The organism is Sphingobacteriales bacterium, assembly GCA_016711285.1.
In the GTDB taxonomy this organism is placed as follows: domain Bacteria; phylum Bacteroidota; class Bacteroidia; order Chitinophagales; family UBA2359; genus JADJTG01.
In genome coordinates, this window is sequence record JADJTG010000012.1 from 88,521 (window position 1) to 107,657 (window position 19,137).

Below are 19,137 nucleotides of genomic sequence, written 5' to 3' on the forward strand. Positions count from 1 at the left end.
TGATGGTGTATTTTTTTATCTATAAAATCTGTTTTTACTGAAACGAACCACCTAAACTACTCCGTTCAAAAATATTTCAAAAAGCCCCAGAATTTTCGGCGTTGCAGATATTTCAAATCCTCCTCACAGGCATAGGCTTCGCGCTCAAAAGAAATGCCGCGATAAGCAATAAAATGGCTTTTTCCCCGCAAGCGCCCCACCAAATACTCCGCTACATACCAAATATAAAAACCTATAATGAGCAATTCGAGCTGCTGCCGCAGATGGATACGCTCATGATTGAGTAATACTTTATGCTGTCGCAGTTGCTGTTGTTTGAGGATAATGAAAGGATATAAAGTGATGGCGTGCGCAAAACGACGCGTAAAGAAATTCAAAAACCAAGCACTTACAATAATCATAAGGTAGCAGAGAAAATTAAAATGAGGATAACAAAAAAAATTCAGCAGCCGTTTCAATTTTATTGTTGCGGCAGCCGAAAATATAGATTTTTTTTTGAAAAAAAATACTGTTGTGTTTTTTTCGCTTTCTGAAAAACACTTTTTATTTCTATATCTGCTACACCAAAATTGCCGCTATTGTGCCGTCATCTTGCCAATGCGCGAGTTGTACGCGCTGCAAAGTATTGACACAAGCCGCCTGATAGGGCGCACTCACTTTTATATAATTTTCCGTAAATCCCTGCATCGTGCCGTCTTCCTGCATTTCGTGTTCCCACAATACAGTATAGCTCTTGCCAATGTGTTGCTCATAAAAAAAGTGGCGTTTTTTCTCCGACAAAATCCGCAGCATTTTATTGCGGCGGTAGCGTTCCTGCATCGGCACAACGGGGCTGAGGTCTAAGGCTTTGGTTTGCTCGCGCTCGGAGTAGGTGAACACATGCAAATACGAAATATCCAAATGGTGAAGAAAATGGTAAGTATCCAAAAAATCATCTTCGCTTTCGCTCGGGAATCCCACAATTACATCTACACCGATACAGGCTTGCGGAAGGGCATTTTTGATAGCCGCTACGCGCTCGGCATACAACTCGCGGCGATAGCGGCGGCGCATCAGCCCCAAGAGGCGGTTGTTACCCGATTGGAGTGGTATATGAAAATGCGGAACAAATCGCTGCGAAGCGGCAACAAACTGAATAATATCGTTGCTCAACAAATTCGGCTCAATAGACGAAATTCGGAAACGTTCAATGCCCTCCACTTTGTCCAAGGTTTGTATCAGCTCCAAAAAACGCTCTTCGCGCCCACCTATGGCTGCCGACTTACCAAAATCGCCGATATTCACGCCTGTCAGCACAATTTCTTTGATACCCAAAGTTGCTATTTCTTCCGCCGACTGCACAATATTTGCAATACGGTCGCTGCGGCTGCTGCCCCGCGCCAAGGGTATAGTACAAAAAGAACAGGAATAATCGCAGCCGTCCTGCACCTTCAAAAAGGCTCGCGTGCGCTCTCCTGCCGAATAGGAACTTTCAAAAGTATCTACTTCATCAATGGCACAAGACACCCACTCGCCGACAGCTGCTTTGGGACTGTGTAAAATGGGTTGTAAATGCTGTGCCAACTTAAATTTTTCTGCTGCTCCCAACACCAAATCCACACCCTCAATAGCGGCAATTTCGCGGGGCTGCAACTGCGCATAACAACCCACCACTGCTACTTTTGCGGCAGGACTACGGCGCAAAGCGCGTCTGATAATATCACGGCATTTTTTGTCGGCATTTTCGGTCACGGAGCAGGTATTAATTACATACACATCGGCTGTATCTTCAAAATCAACCGTTTCGTACCCTTCCGCTTCCAAACGTCTGCCAATGGCTGATGTTTCCGCATAATTGAGCTTGCAACCCAACGTATATAAAGCAACTTTTGTATGATTCATAAAAAACAAGTGCAAAAATAGTCTATTTTATATTAAAAAAACTGCACCTTAATTACAATATCGCTGTTTCTGCCTTTATCATCGGCACACGATATTTTGATATTGCCTGCATGAGGCGTAAAAGAAACAGAAACCTGCGGCGCAACGGCTTTATAAAATTTATCATCTATGAACCAAAAAATACGCTCTACATCATTGGCAACCGTACACGAAAGCATCAAATCTTGCAGGTCGTTGCTATCTAATAAATATTCTGAATGATTTTGTAAGGAGGTGATAGAAGGAAGTTGATTGGCGAGTAATCTGCCACAATCGGGGTTGTGTGGCGGTAATTGCTGATAATTGATATGATTTTCTTCAAAATAACGAATCATTTCGGGGGTATGCCGGTCGTAGAGTATGCGTTTTGCTCCTTCGGCGGGCATACAGGAGGTGCAGTAGGTTATTTTTTCGTCAGCAGATACCCACACATACTCACGATGCCTGCAAGTGCGCACATGGCTCACTGCCGGAATATAATAATCCAACACGCGCTGTTCGCAAAAATCATTCGGTATATCGCCGCTTTGCGCGCACACCCACCTTTCGTCCAACTCCAGCGGAGCCGCCAACCATTTATTATCCAAAGAGGCTTTATCTATCGCATTAAATAATTCAAACAGCAAAGGCGTAGCTATATCTGCTCCTGTGAGTTCGGCAACACCTTCGCCCGAAAAGTTACCCGCCCACACGCCGATAGTATAGTTTTTGTTGTAGCCGATACTCCACGCATCGCGCCGCCCATAAGAAGTACCCGTTTTCCAGGCAATACGCGGCACAGTGCTGCTACTCGCCAAAGCCGCCGGAAGGTCGGGGCGTTGGAGCTGTGTCATAATGCGCGTGAGCATATAAGTAGCCGATGCCGACAACAAAGGCACTTCGCGGCTGATGCTGTCGCCCTGCAACCACTTCAAGCGGCTAAACTGTCCCCCACGCGCTAAGGCGGCGTACAAATTGCTCAATTCTTCCAAGCGCACACCACAGCCGCCCAAAGCCAAAGACAAACCCATTTTTTTGCGGTCGCGCTCAATCTGACGGCACTGACCATTGACTAACAAATCTATAAAATCATTTAATTGCACTTCATTCAGCACTTTTACCGCCGGAATATTTAAAGACAAAGCCAAAGCTTTTTCCACACTCACATAGCCATTGTATTGTTTATCAAAATTGGCAGGCATATAACCACTATAATTGACGGGCACATCGCTGATAATGGTTTTTGGTGTGATGATGCCCTTATCAAAAGCCAAGCCGTACAAAAACGGTTTGAGTGTGCTGCCCGGCGAGCGCACCGCTTTTACGCCATCTACCTGACCGCCGTCAATGGTATCAAAAAAATCGCCCGAACCCACATATACTTCTACGGCTTTGTTGCGGTTGTTAATAACGATAGCGGCGGCATTATTGATGTGCATACGCTTGGTGCGGCGCACAAAATTTTGTACAATTTGCTCGGCTTTGCGCTGCTGCTCTGCCCGCAGCGAGCCGTGTATATTCACCATTTGCGGAAAAGCCTCTTTCATACGGCGGCTGTAGTGCGGTGCTTGGCGCGGCATACTTTGGCGGCGGGCGTTGAGGGGTTCGGCGAGTGCCGTTTCAATGGCGGCAGCAGTAAATACGCCTTCGGCGGCAAAACGGCGCAGCCAGCGATTCCGCTCCTGTACGATATAAGCATTGTTGTCGCCTAACCGCAAGGAACTCGGTCGGTTGGGAATGATGGCAAGTGTAGTAATTTCTGCAATACTCAGCAAAGCAGGAGATTTGCCAAAATACAAAGCCGCCGCCGATTTTATACCTTCAATATTTGAACCGTAAGGCACTAAATTGATATAAAATTGTAAAATTTCGTCTTTGGAATAAAGAATTTCTAATTGTAAAGCCCGAAACACCTCGCGCAATTTGTTGGTATAAGTGCGCTGTTTGGGTTCGAGCAAACGCGCCACCTGCATAGTAATCGTGGAAGCTCCCGAACTTCGTTTGCCCAAAAGCATATTATTAAAAGCGGCACGCAGTATCGCCACCGGATTGATGCCGAAATGATAATAAAAATATTTGTCTTCTTTGTGGATAAGAGCTTTGCGCAGCGTAGTGCTGATTTCCGAAAGTTCGGTTTTCAGCCGCCATTTGTCGTCATCAGACAAAAAAGCGTACAAAGGAACACCATCAGCGGCAGCCACACTCACAGAATGTGAAATATGAGGACGCAACGGGAATAAAATATGGAGCAGCAAAAAAAACACCGCCGCTATTCCCATACCATACCATAAATAGCGAAACGAAGGCGGAAATAAAAAAGCAAATAATTTACTTTTTTGAAAACGATGCCAAAAATGCAAGCGGCACACGAGAATATATCATTTTTTTTAAAACCCAAAGCTACAAACAATTGTGTGTAGCAATAACAATTATATTTTTTGCAACATTCTGTTCTACACTACTTTTTTTACACAAAATGATAAAAATTTTACAGCAAAAAAAACAACCTCCCTGCAAAGTTCAGATTCTTTACAGGAGGTTATCATTCTTTTTTTAAAAAAAAATAAAATTAAATTGCTTTATTTATACAAAGTATATAATTGTTCCACTTTAGGTAAAGTCAATGTAGAAATACGTTTTCCGTTTTTATCAAACACTACGAAAGTGGGCGTATCATCTAAATTTTCAAAATAATCATATACCTTCATTTTAGCATCGCGCACAAAAGTCATATTTTTTACATTTGGAAAATAAGTGCGTTGAAACTCCGCAATTGGTTCGGCATCGGCGATGGATACCCACAGCAGGTGCGTTTTTTTGAATTTGGCAATATTTTTCACAATTTGCTCCGTCAGTTCAATGCAATGCTCACAGGTAGGGTCAAAATATACCACCGTTAAATATTGCTGATACGGCACTTGTGATTTTCCTATTACCTTTCCTTTCAAATCCTGAAATTTAAAATCGGGCAAAGTAGCCTGAGCATTTACTGCTACCTGCGCCAAGCATATAAACAAAAAGGTAAAAACAATTTTTTGAAATAAAACTTGCATAAGATGTGATATAATTAAAGATTTTTGTTGAACGAGTATTTTTGAACCTTTGGACTTTTTTTTTATTGATAAGATTAATCACAAAAAAAATAAACTTTTAAAAAAAATATAATGGCAGAAGCGAATAAAATACGAATTGATAAATGGTTGTGGGCGGTGCGTGTTTTTAAAACTCGTACCCTCGCCACTGAAGCCTGCGATGCCGGAAAAATAAAAATCAACGGCAATAGTGTAAAGCCTTCTTATCAGTTAAAAATAGGAGAAACGGTTCATATTCGTAGGTCGCCGCAAATGATGCTCATTTATAAAGTAGTCGGGCTGATTGAAAAAAGAGTATCGGCGGAGTTGGCTGCTCCTCATTACGAAGATATTTCGCCACCGCCGCCACCTGTGTTGGATTCTGCTTTTGTAGCACTCCCCAACGCTTACCGCAAGCGCGGCGAAGGGCGACCCACCAAGCGCGACCGCCGACAAATTGACCGCCTCAATGATGATTTATCGGAATAAAAAACATTTTTTTACGAATTATAAATGCCAGTCTATCGGATTTTTTCCGGCGGCTTGTAGCAATTCGTTGCATTTTGAAAAATGTTTGCAACCAAAAAATCCACTCAACGCCGACAATGGCGAAGGGTGCGCCGCCTGCAAAATATAGTGTTTGGAAGCATCTATGAGGCTTTTTTTATTTTGTGCAAATTTTCCCCACAACATAAAAACTATCCCTTCGCGCTGCTCCGACAAACGGCGGATAACGGCATCTGTAAAATCTTGCCACCCGATATGCTGATGCGAAGCCGCAGTATTGGCACGCACTGTCAGGATAGCATTCAGTAAAAACACTCCCTGTCGCGCCCAAGCCTCCAAATTGCCGTTTGTAGGTGGTTCAATACCCGTATCCTGTTTGATTTCTTTAAAAATATTTACCAAAGAAGGCGGCGGCGGTACGCCAAGCGGCACAGAAAACGACAAACCGTGTGCTTGTCCGGCTCCGTGATAGGGGTCTTGCCCCAAAATCACCACTTTTACTTTTTCAAAAGATGTTTGCTCAAATGCATTAAAAATCAGCTTCCCTTGTGGATATACCGTGTGTTCTGCTTGTTTTTCTTGCAACAAAAACTGCTTGATAGCGAAAAAATAAGGTTGCTCAAATTCCGCCTGCAACACTTTCAGCCACGAGGGTTCTAATTTAATTTGCTGTTTAATAGGTAATGATTCTGACAAAGCTACTATATTTAAGTATAAGCAAAGTTAAACAAATGTATCATTTCCTTGCCATATTTCCCACGATTTTTCTGCTTGTAAATACAACATATCCAAACCCGATTTGATGCGTGCCCCTTGTTCAGCCCCTTTTTGTAAAAATAAGGTTTCGGAAGGATTATAAATAAGGTCATACAAAATATGCTGCTTCCCCAACGCATCGTAAGGCAAAGGCGGGCAAGCAACAATATTCGGATACATTCCCAAAGGCGTAGTATTAATAATCAAATGATATTCCTGTAATATATCCTCATTTATATCATTATAACTCAAAACACCGCCATCAGCCCCTTGTCGCGACACAATTCGATAAGGTATATTTAGTTTTTTCAATACATATACTACCGCTTTGGCAGAACCGCCGTTTCCCAACACCAACGCCTGCACAGGCACCGAAGGCAACAAAGGCAAAAGCGATTGTTCGAATCCATATACATCTGTATTATAGCCTTTTCGGATATTGTTATCCGACAGATAAATACAATTAACTGCGCCCACTGCTTGTGCAACGGAGTCAATATCAGTTAAAAAAGAAAAAATACTTTGTTTATAAGGAATAGTAACATTTACGCCTTTCAAATTAGGGTAATATTGATGTATCTTTTCAAAATGCTCTATTTGGTGTAAAGGAAAAACATCGTAGTGGTGAGTGGCAGAAAGTGATAATTGTTTAAATTTTGTATTAAAAAATTGTTTAGAAAAAGAATGAGATAATGGATAGCCAATAAGTCCGTATAAATGAGTAAAATGTAGCAAAGATGGAGTTAGCATAGTAAAATACAGCAATCAAATATAAATAGGATATGCCTTGAAGATAAAGATAAGAGTATCTATGTGTATTGTGCAAAAGTAACACACCCCCTGCTCGCAATACTTGTGCAAACAAGGGGTGTGTCTTCTATATTTTAAATATTTCGGCGGCGACCTACTCTCCCGTATGTTTAGTACAGTACCATTGGCGCAGGAGGGCTTAACTGCTCTGTTCGGAATGGGAAGAGGTGATCCCCTCCGCTATAGCCACCGTTGCTCTTTTCTCTTGTGTTCAGTCGTGTAACTGTTTCTTACACATGCCGCAACACAAAATAATTTCTTTTGTTAATTATTGACTATATCGGCATTAAGTTTTCTGTTATACCTAAATATTCTTCTGCTCTTCGTCTTCACTTCTCACTTCCTGCTCTTCGCATTCAGTTTGCTTGCAGAACACTTCTAATTTGGCGTCTTTCACAACTACTATATCCTTATAATTATACCTATATATCCCTAAGCCTTTCAGCTGTGTTCTATACTAGATAATCTATTTCGGCAAGTATTTCCTGTTGAATCTGATTAATTATTAACTCCTAACGCAGCTCTCATTTCTAAAATACTGCTCATTATTAACTTACAAATTCGCTATTCAGGTTGCTTTCAGTCATAAATTTATAATGTATGCTTCTGCCTCTTCAGTTTCCACATACCTTAATAATTATTGAAAGCTTACGGGTTATTAGTATAGCTCGGCTTTGATGTCACCACCTTTACACCTACTACCTATCAACGTGGTATTCTTCCACGACCCTTAATCAGAGATCTCATCTTGAAGCGAGTTTCGCGCTTAGATGCTTTCAGCGCTTATCTCTTCCGCACATAGCTACCCTGCCGTGCCACTGGCGTGACAACAGGTTCACTAGCGGTGCGTCCATCACGGTCCTCTCGTACTAATGATAGCCCTTCTCAAATCTCTTACGCCCGCATCAGATAGGGACCGAACTGTCTTGCGACGTTCTGAACCCAGCTCGCGTGCCACTTTAATGGGCGAACAGCCCAACCCTTGGGACCTTCTCCAGCCCCAGGATGTGACGAGCCGACATCGAGGTGCCAAACCGCACCGTCGATATGAGCTCTTGGGTGCGATCAGCCTGTTATCCCCGGAGTACCTTTTATCCTTTGAGCGATGGCCCTTCCATGCGGAACCACCGGATCACTTTAGCCTGCTTTCGCACCTGCTCGACTTGTCTGTCTCACAGTCAAGCTCCCTTGTACTAATACGCTCTTTGCGCGGTTGCCAAGCGCGCTGAGGGAACCTTTGCGAGCCTCCGTTACTTTTTAGGAGGCGACCACCCCAGTCAAACTACCCACCAAACACCGTCCTCTCTATTCCAGAGAGTTAGATTCTAAATCAACAAAGGGTGGTATTTCAACGGGCCGCTCCATACATACTAGCGTACATATCTCATAGCGTCCCACCTATCCTACACATCGTTAATTCAAAATCTATGTTAAGTTATAGTGAAGGTTCACGGGGTCTTTCCGTCCCGATGCGGGTAAGCGGCATCTTCACCGCTACTACAATTTCACCGAGCTCGTGGCCGAGACAGTGCCCAGATCGTTACACCATTCGTGCAGGTCGGAACTTACCCGACAAGGAATTTCGCTACCTTAGGACCGTTATAGTTACGGCGCCGTTTACTGGGGCTTCAGTCAATGCCTTCGCTTGCGCTAAGCACCTTCCTTAACCTTCCAGCACCGGGCAGGTGTCAGACACTATACTTCATTTCTCAACTTGGCAGTGTCCTGTGTTTTTGTTAAACAGTCGCCAAGTCTATTCACTGCGGCTTGCCTTGCAGCAAGCGTCTCTTCTCCCGAAGTTACGAGACCTTTTTGCCTAGTTCCTTAGCCACGATTCACTCGAGCACCTTAGGATTCTCTCCTCGACTACCTGTGTCGGTTTGCGGTACGAGCTGTCGTAACCTATAGCTTAGAGGGTTTTCTTGGAAGTCCGTTTCCCGACATTATCCGCGCCTCCGTAGATTTGCGGTACTTTCGCCTTTCTGCTCCTCAAGCGGATTTGCCTACTTGATTCATCGCCTACCAGCTTTAACGCACTATTCCGTCAGTGCGCAGTCGTTCTACCTCTCCGTCGCCCCTTCGCAGTTACAACAGGTATCTGAATATTAACAGATTTTCCATCGGCTTCCCCTCGCGGGTGCGCCTTAGGTCCCGACTAACCCTGATCCGACGAACGTTGATCAGGAACCCTTAGTCTTTCGGTGTCCCATATTCTCATTGGGATTATCGTTACTTATGCCTACATTTGCTTTTATAATTGCTCCAGCCATCCTCACAGATGACATTCGCCGCGATTATAATGCTCCCCTACCACTCATATTTCTATGAATCCATAGCTTCGGTACTATGCTTTATGCCCGATTATTTTCCGCGCATCGTCACTCGACTAGTGAGCTGTTACGCACTCTTTAAATGAATTGCTGCTTCCAAGCAAACATCCTAGCTGTCAATGCAACCACACCACGTTTTTTCAACTTAGCACACACTTGGGGACCTTAGCAGATAGTCTGGGTTTATTCCCTCTCGGATACGGACCTTAGCACCCACCCTCACTCCTGCTTCTTCTACTACGGCATTCGGAGTTTGTCAGGGGTTGGTAGGCTGTGAAGCCCCTAGCCCTATCAGTAGCTCTACCTCCGCAGTAGTTTGTAAAGCAAGGCTGCACCTAAATGCATTTCGGGGAGTACGAGCTATCTCCCAGTTTGATTAGCCTTTCACCCCTACCCTCAAGTCATCCGAAAACTTTTCAACGTTTACCAGTTCGGTCCTCCAGTTGGTTTTACCCAACCTTCAACCTGCTCAAGGGTAGATCACTTAGGTTTCGCGTCTGCACCTACTAACTATCGCGCCCTGTTAAGACTCGCTTTCGCTACGGCTACGTGTATCTTTACACTTAACCTCGCTAGTAAGTTGCAACTCGTAGGCTCATTATGCAAAAGGCACGCCGTCACTGCCTTTCGGCAGCTCCGACCGCTTGTAAGCGCAAGGTTTCAGGTCTATTTCACTCCGTTACTCACGGTGCTTTTCACCTTTCCTTCACAGTACTGGTTCACTATCGGTCTCTCAGTAGTATTTAGCCTTGCCGGATGGTGCCGGCTGATTCAGACAGGATTTCTCCGGTCCCGCCTTACTCAGGATACTGCTACAGTTGTCATCGTTACGTCTACGGGACTCTCACCCCTGTTTCGTAGCCTTCCCAGACCTTTCTACTTCCGATTAACGCCTGATCTCGCAGTCCTTCAACCCCGTATAACTTTGTTGTACGGTTTGGGCTATTCCGCTTTCGCTCGCCACTACTCGCAGAATCACTTTTGTTTTCTTTTCCTGTAGGTACTTAGATGTTTCAGTTCCCCACGTTTGCCTCCATTGCTGGATACCCTTGCGGGTGGGTTGCCCCATTCGGACATTTACGGTTCTTCGCTCGCTTGCAGCTCCCCGTAACTTTTCGCAGCTTGCCACGTCCTTCTTCGCCTCTGAGAGCCAAGGCATCCCCTTGCGCCCTTTGTTCGCTTTCTATATTCTTTATTTCTATTTCCTAATTGCTCTACTTGCTTTCTTTTAGAAATTGTAGTTGTTGTTTCCCACTATCGGTATTCTGCTCTTTCCTTTTGCTCCGTTCTAATAAATTGTATCTTACAATACAATCCACTTTTCTGAAACTTGAAGTTGAGCCGAATTACTTTTTTATTTTGGTACTTCTTCAACTTAATGCCAATATGTCAATCAACTCTTTCGTTTTGCGCCACGCCTTCCGCTTCAGCAAAACTTATTTTTTGTGGAGGATATCGGAGTCGAACCGATGACCCCTGCTTTGCAAAGCAGGTGCTCTGTCCAGCTGAGCTAATCCCCCTCTCTCCGTTTTCTCGCATCTTGTCTTTTTCGACCTTGCAAGTCTTCGAGCGGTTTATCACCTCTTTTGTAGTAGTCTCGGGCGGACTTGAACCGCCGACCCCTACATTATCAGTGTAGTGCTCTAACCAACTGAGCTACGAGACTCCTTTTCTCTTGCGCCGCTTCTCTCTCGCCTCGCTTTGTCGTCTTTTTCTTTCTTTATCTTTTTCCTGATATAAGGAAACAAAGTCAAATGTCTTTAAGCTAACTTGTATTAATCGTACTGCTAACCTTTTTTTCTCCTGTCGAACATATTCGCCACAAGTTTTTCCCTCATTTCTTTTTTTATTGATACAAGACCGCTATAGCCCTGCATCTCTCTAAAAGGAGGTATTCCAGCGGCACCTTCCAGGTACCGCTACCTTGTTACGACTTAGCCCCAGCTGCGGTTTCACCCTTGACGACTCCTTGCGGTTATCGGCTTCAGGCGCACCCGACTTCCATGGCTTGACGGGCGGTGTGTACAAGGTCCGGGGAACGTATTCACCGTAGCATTGCTGATCTACGATTACCAGCGATTCCGGCTTCATGCAGGCGAGTTGCAGCCTGCAATCCGAACTGAGATAACGGTTTTGGGATTCGCTCCACATCGCTGTCTCGCAGCCCTCTGTCGTTGTCATTGTAGCACGTGTGTAGCCCCGGATATAGCGCTATGATGATTTGACGTCATCCCCTCCTTCCTCTCTACTTACATAGGCAGTCTTTCCAGAGTCCCCAGCTTTACCTGTTGGCAACTGAAAATAGGGGTTGCGCTCGTTGCGGGACTTAACCCAACACCTCACGGCACGAGCTGACGACAACCATGCAGCACCTTGTTTCGCGTCTCTTGCGAGAGGGCACCCTTTCAGATGCTTGCGCTCACATTCTCCTGGTAAGGTTCCTCGCGTATCATCGAATTAAACCACATGTTCCTCCGCTTGTGCGGACCCCCGTCAATTCCTTTGAGTTTCACCGTTGCGCGTACTCCCCAGGTGGTTCACTTATCGGTTTCCCTTAGCCGCTGATAAGCCTGCTACCAACAGCGAGTGAACATCGTTTAGGGCGTGGACTACCAGGGTATCTAATCCTGTTTGATCCCCACGCTTTCGTGCCTGAGCGTCAATTTAAGCTTAGCCAGCTGCCTTCGCAATCGGTGTTCTGTGTGATATCTATGCATTTCACCGCTACACCACACATTCCGCCAGCTTCAACTTCATTCAAGATAGACAGTATCAATGGCAGGTCTCGGGTTTAGCCCGAAGTTTTCACCACTAACTTATCTATCCGCCTGCGCACCCTTTAAAACCCAGTAATTCCGGATAACGCTTGCACCCTCCGTATTACCGCGGCTTGCTGGCACGGAGTTAGCCCGGTGCTTATTCCTCAGATACCGTCAGATTCGGATAAATCCAAACTTTTCTTCTTTGAGAAAAGAACTTTACAACGCATAGCGCCTTCTTCATTCACGCGGCATGGCTGGTTCAGAGTTCCCTCCATTGACCAATATTCCTTACTGCTGCCTCCCGTAGGAGTCGGACCCGTGTCTCAGTGCCCGTGTGGCGGTTCGCGCTCTCACGCCCGCTACTGATCGTCGGTTGGGTGTGCCGTTACCACACCAACTACCTAATCAGACGCACATCCATCTTTCAACAACTTTCGTCTTTCATTTCCCAAGCACTCGCCCGAAAAATCGTATGCGGTATTACCGTCGTTTCCCAACGCTATCCCCCCATTGAAAGGTAGGTTATGTACGCGTTACGCACCCGTACGCCGGTTGCATTGCTGCCCCCTTGACTTGCATGTATTAAGCCTGCCGCTAGCGTTCATCCTGAGCCAGGATCAAACTCTCCATTGTTTATGTTTCTTTTTCTATTTTAATATTCTAAAAAAGTCCATTACATCTTTTGATTTTTCAGATCTTAATGCAATGGTGTTGTGCTTCTCGCACCCTCTCCGTCTGTCCTGTGGCTCTTATATTTTTTTTACTTTTTATAATTAAAAAATTGACCGAAAATCTTTTTGTTATTCGTACAATTACGCTAGTTAAAAACCTTTGCTTTGTTTTCCTTTATCAGTATGTCAATGAACTTTTCACAACCCCGACTGCTCTTGTTTATCTCGCAGCCCAATTCTTCTTTTCGCTTCCTCGCTGAGGTGGGCAACTCGCATCGCCGCTCCGCTGAAGGGGGTCTCTTTTCGCTTCCTTTTTATTATCAACGCCCTTTTTGTGAAACGTTGTTTTCCTTGAAAGCGAGTGCAAAGATAATGACCTTATTTTCTATTCTCCAAATTTTTTTGCAATTATTTTTATTGTTTTTTTAAAATGACTTTTTTTTGACTGATTTTCAATGTTTTATGTACTCCTTTTTTTACTTTCTTTTTCTACAATAATCATCTCCAATAGCTTTGATTGCCGGAGGAATGGACTTTTATTAGTGAAGGGCAGGTAGCAGTGATTTGATATTCCACAGATTTTATATTACTTTTACTTTTGTGCAGCAACAAAAAGCCAATAGGCTGTTGATGTGAGATAAAGAAGTATTGAGTTTTGTTGATTATCTATTATATACTTACATGTTGATTAATGGTTTTGTATCAGGTTGTTCTTTAAATATAGCCAAAGCAGAAAGGGTTAAATGTAAAGAAATAGATTTGGTAGTGGCGGAGCGTTTGGAGGCTGTGAAAGAACAATGGGATTCTTTGTTGGGGCAACGACAATTGTTGCTGTGCGGTACTTATTTGGAGGCGATAGAGCGGGCTGCTGCCGAAGACATGGAATTTCGGTATGTTATTTTTTATAAAAACGGCAAAATTGCGGGTGCGGCTTATTTTCAGATATTGATGTTGCGCAATTCGTTGCGTACAGATGAGCAGGACTGTGTGTGGAAACGCCGTATGAAACAATATTTCAATGCAAATGCGGGTCGTTTTTTAATTGCCGGTAATGCTTTGACAACGGGCGAGCATGGTTTTTATTTCGGAGAACAACTTTTGGAGCAGCAGGGATATGAGGCTTTGGGCAAGGCAATTCGGCATATTCAACGGCAAGAAGCTCAACGACAGCAGCCATTTAGTGGTATTTTGGTGAAGGATTTTTATGCTCATAGCCAAGAAAATGCGCGGGTATTGAAGCGTTTTCAGTTGAAAGAAGTAGAAACCGACCCTTCTATGGTGTTGGATATACGCTGGAAGCGGTTTGAGGATTATTTGGGGGCGATGAGTTCGAAGTATAGGGTGCGTGCCAAAAAATTGCTTAAAAAAGGGGCAACGTTGGAAATCAGGGATTTAGATGCCGACTTTCTGCAAGCGCAAGCGCAGGCAATATATGATTTGTACAACAGTGTGAGCCAAAAAGCGGAGTTTAATTTGGCAACAGTACCGCCTCACTATTTTTATACACTCAAGCGGGCAATGGGGTCGGTGTTTGGAGTAAGGGGTTATTTTTTGGATAATCAATTAGTGGGCTTTATCACGATGTTTTTTACGGATACCATTTTGGAAACGCATTATATCGGTTTTGAAGAGCGCATGAACCAAAGCCACGCTTTGTACCAAAATATATTGTATGATGTGGTGCGCGTAGCCATTGAACGACAAGTGCAACATATTGGTTTTGGCAGAACGGCATTGGAACCGAAGAGTTCGGTGGGGGCGCACGGGATAGCAATGAATAATTACGCCTGGTATGTCAATCCGCTCATTTATCATTTTTGCCCGCCATATTTAAGCGTCTTAAAAACAACGATTGGGTGATGCGACACCCTTTTAAAGAAGAAGAAATAGACCAAGCCAATACCAATTGATAGGCAATAATGTTTTTGGGACATTCTCACTCAGGATAGTATGTATTTTATGTGTGGCTGAAAGTACTAAAAACACCTGATAACTGCTATTTCATTTTATAATTTTTGGGTTTTTCTGTCGTTTTGGTAAAATAAAAGTCGCTTTGCTATTTTTATTTGAAAATAATCATGATTTTTGAAGCCAAAATTTATTAAACACACACATCGTAAAGAAACACATGGGAAGAGGTGAAATTCAAGTTTTTAGTATCTCGTGGCTCGATTTTTTGTCGTGCACGTTGGGTTCTATGATTTTATTGTTTGTTATCGTTCCGAAATTAGACACCAAATTGCGCGATGAATTGTTGAAGATGAAAGAATTGGAAAACCTCAAAGCACAAATGGTGAATATTGATGTATTAAAAAAGCAACTGAACGAAACTTTAAAAAAAATAGAAAATACCGTAGCAAAAGACGACTACGAAGAGTTGAAGCAGAAATTTAATAATTTTGACCAAACCACCCAAACGCTCAATTTGGCGGTGGAAGAATTGGAAAAACGCCTCAAAGAGTTGCAGATACAATTGCAGCGAAGCGAAGAAGAACGCTCGCGCTTGCTGAGGTTGTTGGAGGATACGAATAAAACATGGAGGAAACCAAAAACAACTCGCCCAATGCGAAACCGAGCGCGAAAAGCTGCGGCGCGAAACCGAACCCCTCCGCCAACAAATCGTAGAACTCGAAGAAAAAGTGAAACAATTGGAGGAGCAACTCAAAAAGTGCGTGAGTGGCGACAAATCTGCCACCGACCTCATCGCTATTCTCCAAAAAGAAAACGAAGACCTCAAAAAGAAAGTGGATCAAATTCAGGCAAGTCCCGCACCTACCAGCACCTCTGCTTTGGAAGAAGAAATATTAGATTTGAAAGACCAAATCAATCAATTGGAAAAGAAAAAAACAGCGGGTTTGAGCTTGGATAAAAATTTGGTGATTATGCTTGATGTATCAGGCAGTATGGACGACGAGCCGGAGCCGGAAAAATTGGATAATGTAAAAGCCGGACTGAAAATGCTCATTGCTACGATGGACGAAAGTTTTAATGTGGATATTGTGATTTTTCCGCAGGGAGCCGGCGAAGGACAGGATTATCAAGCTTTCTTTAATAAATTGGTATCGGTTAATAAAGAAAATAAATACCTCATTTATAATGAGGTGAGTAAGCTCTACGCCCGCAACTGTACGCCCCCGCGCGCTGTATTCGAGCATGTATTTAATCACGATGCTTACAAAAATGCCAACACCATCATTTTCCTATCCGATGGTTTGCCCACTTACCGCAAAGGCACAGATTGCCCCACCGACCCCACCGATGCGCTCCTGATGGACGTAAAAAAGATGAACAACGGACGCTGCAAAATCAATACTATCGGTGTAGGTGCAGCTTACCGCAATTTGAGCAGCACCAAACCGGAGGTGCAGTTTATGAAAGATTTAGCTAAACAAAACAAAGGTTTTTATATCGGTTTCTAACACTCAAAGCAGTGGCAGATTACTCTTCTTATCTGATATTGGCAATAGCAGCGTTTGCGGGTTCAGCTCTTACGTTTTTTTCGGGGTTTGGCTTGGGTACGCTGCTATTGCCTGTTTTTACACTGTTTTTTCCTGCCGAAATTGCCATCGCCGTCACTGCAATTGTGCATTTTCTCAACAATATTTTCAAACTCTTTCTCGTTGGCAAAGCCATTGATACAGGAGTGTTGCGCCGTTTTGGGATAACGGCAGTGGTGGGTTCTTTTGCAGGGGCTTGGTTGCTGGGCAAATTGTCGTTTGTGCCGCCGATTTATAGCTACCACTGGGGCGATGCCGTTTTTCGGTCACTCTTTTAAAATTGGTAGTGGCGGCGGTGCTGCTGTTTTTTGTATGGTGGGAAATGTTGCCCAATACGCCGCAGTTCAATGCTCGCTACTTACCCGCAGGCGGTTTGTTGAGTGGTTTTTTCGGCGGCTTATCGGGTATGCAGGGGGCTTTGCGCAGTGCTTTTCTGATGCAATTACAACTTTCCAAAGAAACTTTTATTGCCACCGGAGTAGCCATTGCCTGCTGTATTGATATGGCTCGCCTCCTTTCGTACAGCGGTTGGGTATTCGACAATCATCATCATATACCTTATATGTATTTGTTCACGGCGCGTATAGCAGCATTTGGCGGTGCTTATTGTGGAAATCACTATTTAAAAAAGATGAGCCTTCATCTATTGCAACCGCTTGAGGCAGTATTGTTGATACTTTTTTCGCTGCTTTTGGCAATAGGGGTTTTATAAATAGTTTTTAAAAAAAATCATTTATATTGCCATTAAGTTGGGGGTTCAAATCATACGACAGTTTTTATCCGAACATCAAAAAATCAAAATTTTTACTACTCTTCTATTTTGTCTGAACCCTGATTTTTAGGATTAAAAGATGGGCAGGATTTTTTTGTTGCCCACCACTTTGACAAAGTTTAAAAGAAGTAAGCTAACCGAGTTCAGAAGTAAGCTAACCGAGTTCAGAAGTAATACCATCTATAAAACAGATATAGTCCAATATTTGCGAAATGGATTTTTTATTAATTTTGAACTATAAAATATTTATATATGTCTTTTCCTAAAATTATTCAAATCAAAGAACTTAAATCTTTACAAAGGCGTAGTATTCCACTTATTGCAAAAAGAATAAATATTCTTATTGTGTTAAAAAAGCATGAGCATACCGGAATTTCAAAAAGAGAAGTTTCTGATTTAACAGGAATAAATCATAACACCGTATTAAAATGGAGAAATATCTATGCAAAAGAAGGCTTAGATGCGTTTTTAAAGCATGGAAGAATTGGTTTTAAACCTTCCATTATAAAGGACAATGAACGAGAGCAATTAGAAAAATTATTGACCAACCCCAGCAATGGAATTGTAGGTTATACAGAACTACTAAACTGGGTAAATACTGAATTACACAAAGATATGAAGTATATTACTTTGGTAAAATATGTACAACGAAACTTTAATACCAAAATAAAAGTTGCCCGAAAAAGTCATGTCAAAAAAGAAGAAAAGGCAGTGGAGGCTTTTAAAAAAACTTCCATCAAAAGTGTATAAACCTTTTACTTTCAGTAAGTTTCCCATACAAAACAGTGAATCTATATTTTCAAGATGAATCAAGATTTGGAATGTTTACAAGAAATGGGAAAATACTTACTTCAAAAGGAATAAAACCTATCTGTCCTTACCATCAAGTTTTTAAATCTACCTATCTTTTTGGCTCATTTTCCCCTTTGGATGGGGATAATTTCTTGATGGAAATGTCTTTATGCAATGCACAAACTTTTCAAGTTTATCTGAATGAATTATCAAAACATAGACCATCGGAATATAAAATTTTAGTCTTGGATAATGCTGCCTTTCACAAGGCTAAAAAACTAAATATTCCAGAAAATATAGGAATGATTTTTCTTCCTCCATACTCGCCGGAACTTAATCCTGCAGAAAAAGTATGGTGGAAATTTAAACGATCATTTACAAATATTTTATGCAGTTCTTTAAATCAAGTCAGTGATTTTATTACAAAAACTTGTCAAAATCTAACTTCAAATGAGGTTAAGAATATATGCAGTTTTGACTATGTTTTTCAATATTTCGATTGGACTATTTAGTACATATATTTGGTATAAGCTAACCGAGTTCAGAAGTAAGTTAACCGAGTTCAGAAGTAAGTTAACCGAGTTCAGAGGTCAGTTAGCCGAGTTCAGAGGTCAGTTAGCCGAGTTCAGAAGTAAGTTAGCCGAGTTCAGAAGTAAGTTAGCCGAGTTCAGAAGTAAGTTAGCCGAGTTCAGAAGTAAGTTAGCCGAGTTCAGAAGTAAGTTAGCCGAGTTCAGAAGTAAGTTAGCCGAGTTCAGAAGTAAGTTAGCCGAGTTCAGAAGTAAGTTAGCCGAGTTCAGAAGTAAGTTAGCCGAGTTCAGAAGTAAGTTAGCCGAGTTCAGAAGTAAGTTAGCCGAGTTCAGAGGTGAGTTAGCCGAGTTCAGAGGTGAGTTAGCCGAGTTCAGAAGTAAGTTAACCGAGTTCAGAAGTAAGTTAGCGGAGTTCAGAGGTAAGTTAACCGAGTTCAGAGGTCAGTTAGCCGAGTTCGGAGGTGAGTTAGCCGAGTTCAGAGGTAGGGGGGGGTACTTATATAGGTAGGGGGGGGTACTTATAGGTAGGGGGTACTTCGGAAGTACCCCCCCCTACCCCTCGCCTACCCCCTCAGACAATAAATGTATATAGTTAGAGTTATTTATATTGCCCTTATATATAAGGAATTTTTGAAAAAATAGCTACTCGCAGCTGCCTGTTTTTGGGCGGAGCAGCGCACCTCACCCCAAAAAACACTACCGACCCAAAAATTAGGTACAAAACAGGTAAAAACAGCCAAATC

Annotated in this window: 15 protein-coding genes, 2 tRNA genes and 3 rRNA genes; 9 read left to right on the forward strand and 11 right to left on the reverse strand. The window is 42.9% G+C overall.

The window, feature by feature from the left end; genetic code table 11:
- Nucleotides 1–65 precede the first annotated feature (65 nt).
- From IPL35_07435 to IPL35_07450, 4 genes are all read right to left on the reverse strand, one after another.
- Nucleotides 66–401 carry a hypothetical protein gene (locus tag IPL35_07435; GenBank protein MBK8443245.1) on the reverse strand — a complete coding sequence of 112 codons (336 nt, stop codon included), beginning with the start codon at nt 399–401 and terminating at the stop codon, nt 66–68.
- A 157-nt stretch (nt 402–558) separates the two neighbouring features.
- Entirely contained in the window at nt 559–1,881 is a 1,323-nt protein-coding gene (mtaB, locus tag IPL35_07440) for a tRNA (N(6)-L-threonylcarbamoyladenosine(37)-C(2))-methylthiotransferase MtaB (GenBank protein ID MBK8443246.1), read from the reverse strand.
- 32 nt (nt 1,882–1,913) lie between these two features.
- Nucleotides 1,914–4,178, reverse strand: coding sequence for a penicillin-binding protein 1C (pbpC, locus tag IPL35_07445; protein ID MBK8443247.1), 2,265 nt, complete (start codon nt 4,176–4,178; stop codon nt 1,914–1,916).
- A 300-nt stretch (nt 4,179–4,478) separates the two neighbouring features.
- Nucleotides 4,479–4,916, reverse strand: a complete 438-nt coding sequence (locus tag IPL35_07450) for a redoxin domain-containing protein (protein ID MBK8443248.1) — start codon at nt 4,914–4,916, stop codon at nt 4,479–4,481.
- 147 nt (nt 4,917–5,063) lie between these two features.
- On the opposite strand from IPL35_07450, the gene IPL35_07455 reads away from it, so the two are divergent.
- Complete coding sequence (locus IPL35_07455; GenBank protein MBK8443249.1) at nt 5,064–5,459, forward strand: RNA-binding S4 domain-containing protein; 396 nt, start codon at nt 5,064–5,066, stop codon at nt 5,457–5,459.
- A gap of 18 nt (nt 5,460–5,477) precedes the next feature.
- On the opposite strand, the gene ung is transcribed toward IPL35_07455, so the two are convergent.
- The 7 genes from ung to IPL35_07490 form a co-directional block, all read right to left on the reverse strand.
- Complete coding sequence (gene ung / locus IPL35_07460; protein ID MBK8443250.1) at nt 5,478–6,155, reverse strand: uracil-DNA glycosylase; 678 nt, start codon at nt 6,153–6,155, stop codon at nt 5,478–5,480.
- A 45-nt stretch (nt 6,156–6,200) separates the two neighbouring features.
- Nucleotides 6,201–6,983: a shikimate dehydrogenase gene (locus tag IPL35_07465; protein MBK8443251.1), complete on the reverse strand. Its 783-nt coding sequence runs from the start codon at nt 6,981–6,983 to the stop codon at nt 6,201–6,203.
- A 141-nt stretch (nt 6,984–7,124) separates the two neighbouring features.
- Nucleotides 7,125–7,237, reverse strand: a 5S ribosomal RNA gene (gene rrf, locus IPL35_07470).
- A gap of 444 nt (nt 7,238–7,681) precedes the next feature.
- Nucleotides 7,682–10,559: ribosomal RNA gene (locus tag IPL35_07475) — 23S ribosomal RNA — on the reverse strand.
- A 260-nt stretch (nt 10,560–10,819) separates the two neighbouring features.
- Nucleotides 10,820–10,893 (reverse strand) — tRNA-OTHER (locus tag IPL35_07480).
- Nucleotides 10,894–10,965: 72 nt separating this feature from the next.
- Nucleotides 10,966–11,039 (reverse strand) — tRNA-Ile (locus IPL35_07485).
- Between the two features lie 218 nt (nt 11,040–11,257).
- Nucleotides 11,258–12,768: ribosomal RNA gene (locus IPL35_07490) — 16S ribosomal RNA — on the reverse strand.
- Together the 16S, 23S and 5S rRNA genes with 2 tRNA genes alongside form the textbook arrangement of a ribosomal RNA operon.
- Nucleotides 12,769–13,487: 719 nt before the next feature.
- Here IPL35_07490 and IPL35_07495 point away from each other — a divergent pair.
- The 8 genes from IPL35_07495 (at nt 13,488) to IPL35_07530 (ending at nt 18,902) form a co-directional block, all read left to right on the forward strand.
- Complete coding sequence (locus IPL35_07495) at nt 13,488–14,666, forward strand: GNAT family N-acetyltransferase (protein MBK8443252.1); 1,179 nt, start codon at nt 13,488–13,490, stop codon at nt 14,664–14,666.
- Nucleotides 14,667–15,445: 779 nt separating this feature from the next.
- Nucleotides 15,446–16,225: a hypothetical protein gene (locus IPL35_07500; GenBank protein MBK8443253.1), complete on the forward strand. Its 780-nt coding sequence runs from the start codon at nt 15,446–15,448 to the stop codon at nt 16,223–16,225.
- Between the two features lie 11 nt (nt 16,226–16,236).
- Nucleotides 16,237–16,581 (forward strand): sulfite exporter TauE/SafE family protein, encoded by a 345-nt coding sequence (locus IPL35_07505; GenBank protein ID MBK8443254.1) that lies wholly within the window; start codon nt 16,237–16,239, stop codon nt 16,579–16,581.
- Between the two features lie 2 nt (nt 16,582–16,583).
- Entirely contained in the window at nt 16,584–17,015 is a 432-nt protein-coding gene (locus IPL35_07510) for a TSUP family transporter (GenBank protein MBK8443255.1), read from the forward strand.
- Between the two features lie 139 nt (nt 17,016–17,154).
- The gene (locus IPL35_07515) at nt 17,155–17,316 is read left to right on the forward strand and encodes a hypothetical protein (GenBank protein MBK8443256.1); all 162 of its coding nucleotides are present in this window, start codon (nt 17,155–17,157) and stop codon (nt 17,314–17,316) included.
- An 11-nt stretch (nt 17,317–17,327) separates the two neighbouring features.
- Entirely contained in the window at nt 17,328–17,825 is a 498-nt protein-coding gene (locus IPL35_07520) for a helix-turn-helix domain-containing protein (GenBank protein ID MBK8443257.1), read from the forward strand.
- 35 nt (nt 17,826–17,860) lie between these two features.
- Nucleotides 17,861–18,379 (forward strand): IS630 family transposase, encoded by a 519-nt coding sequence (locus tag IPL35_07525; protein MBK8443258.1) that lies wholly within the window; start codon nt 17,861–17,863, stop codon nt 18,377–18,379.
- Nucleotides 18,348–18,902 (forward strand): hypothetical protein, encoded by a 555-nt coding sequence (locus IPL35_07530; GenBank protein MBK8443259.1) that lies wholly within the window; start codon nt 18,348–18,350, stop codon nt 18,900–18,902. Before IPL35_07525 ends, IPL35_07530 begins: the two co-directional genes overlap by 32 nt.
- The last annotated feature ends 235 nt before the right edge of the window (nt 18,903–19,137 follow it).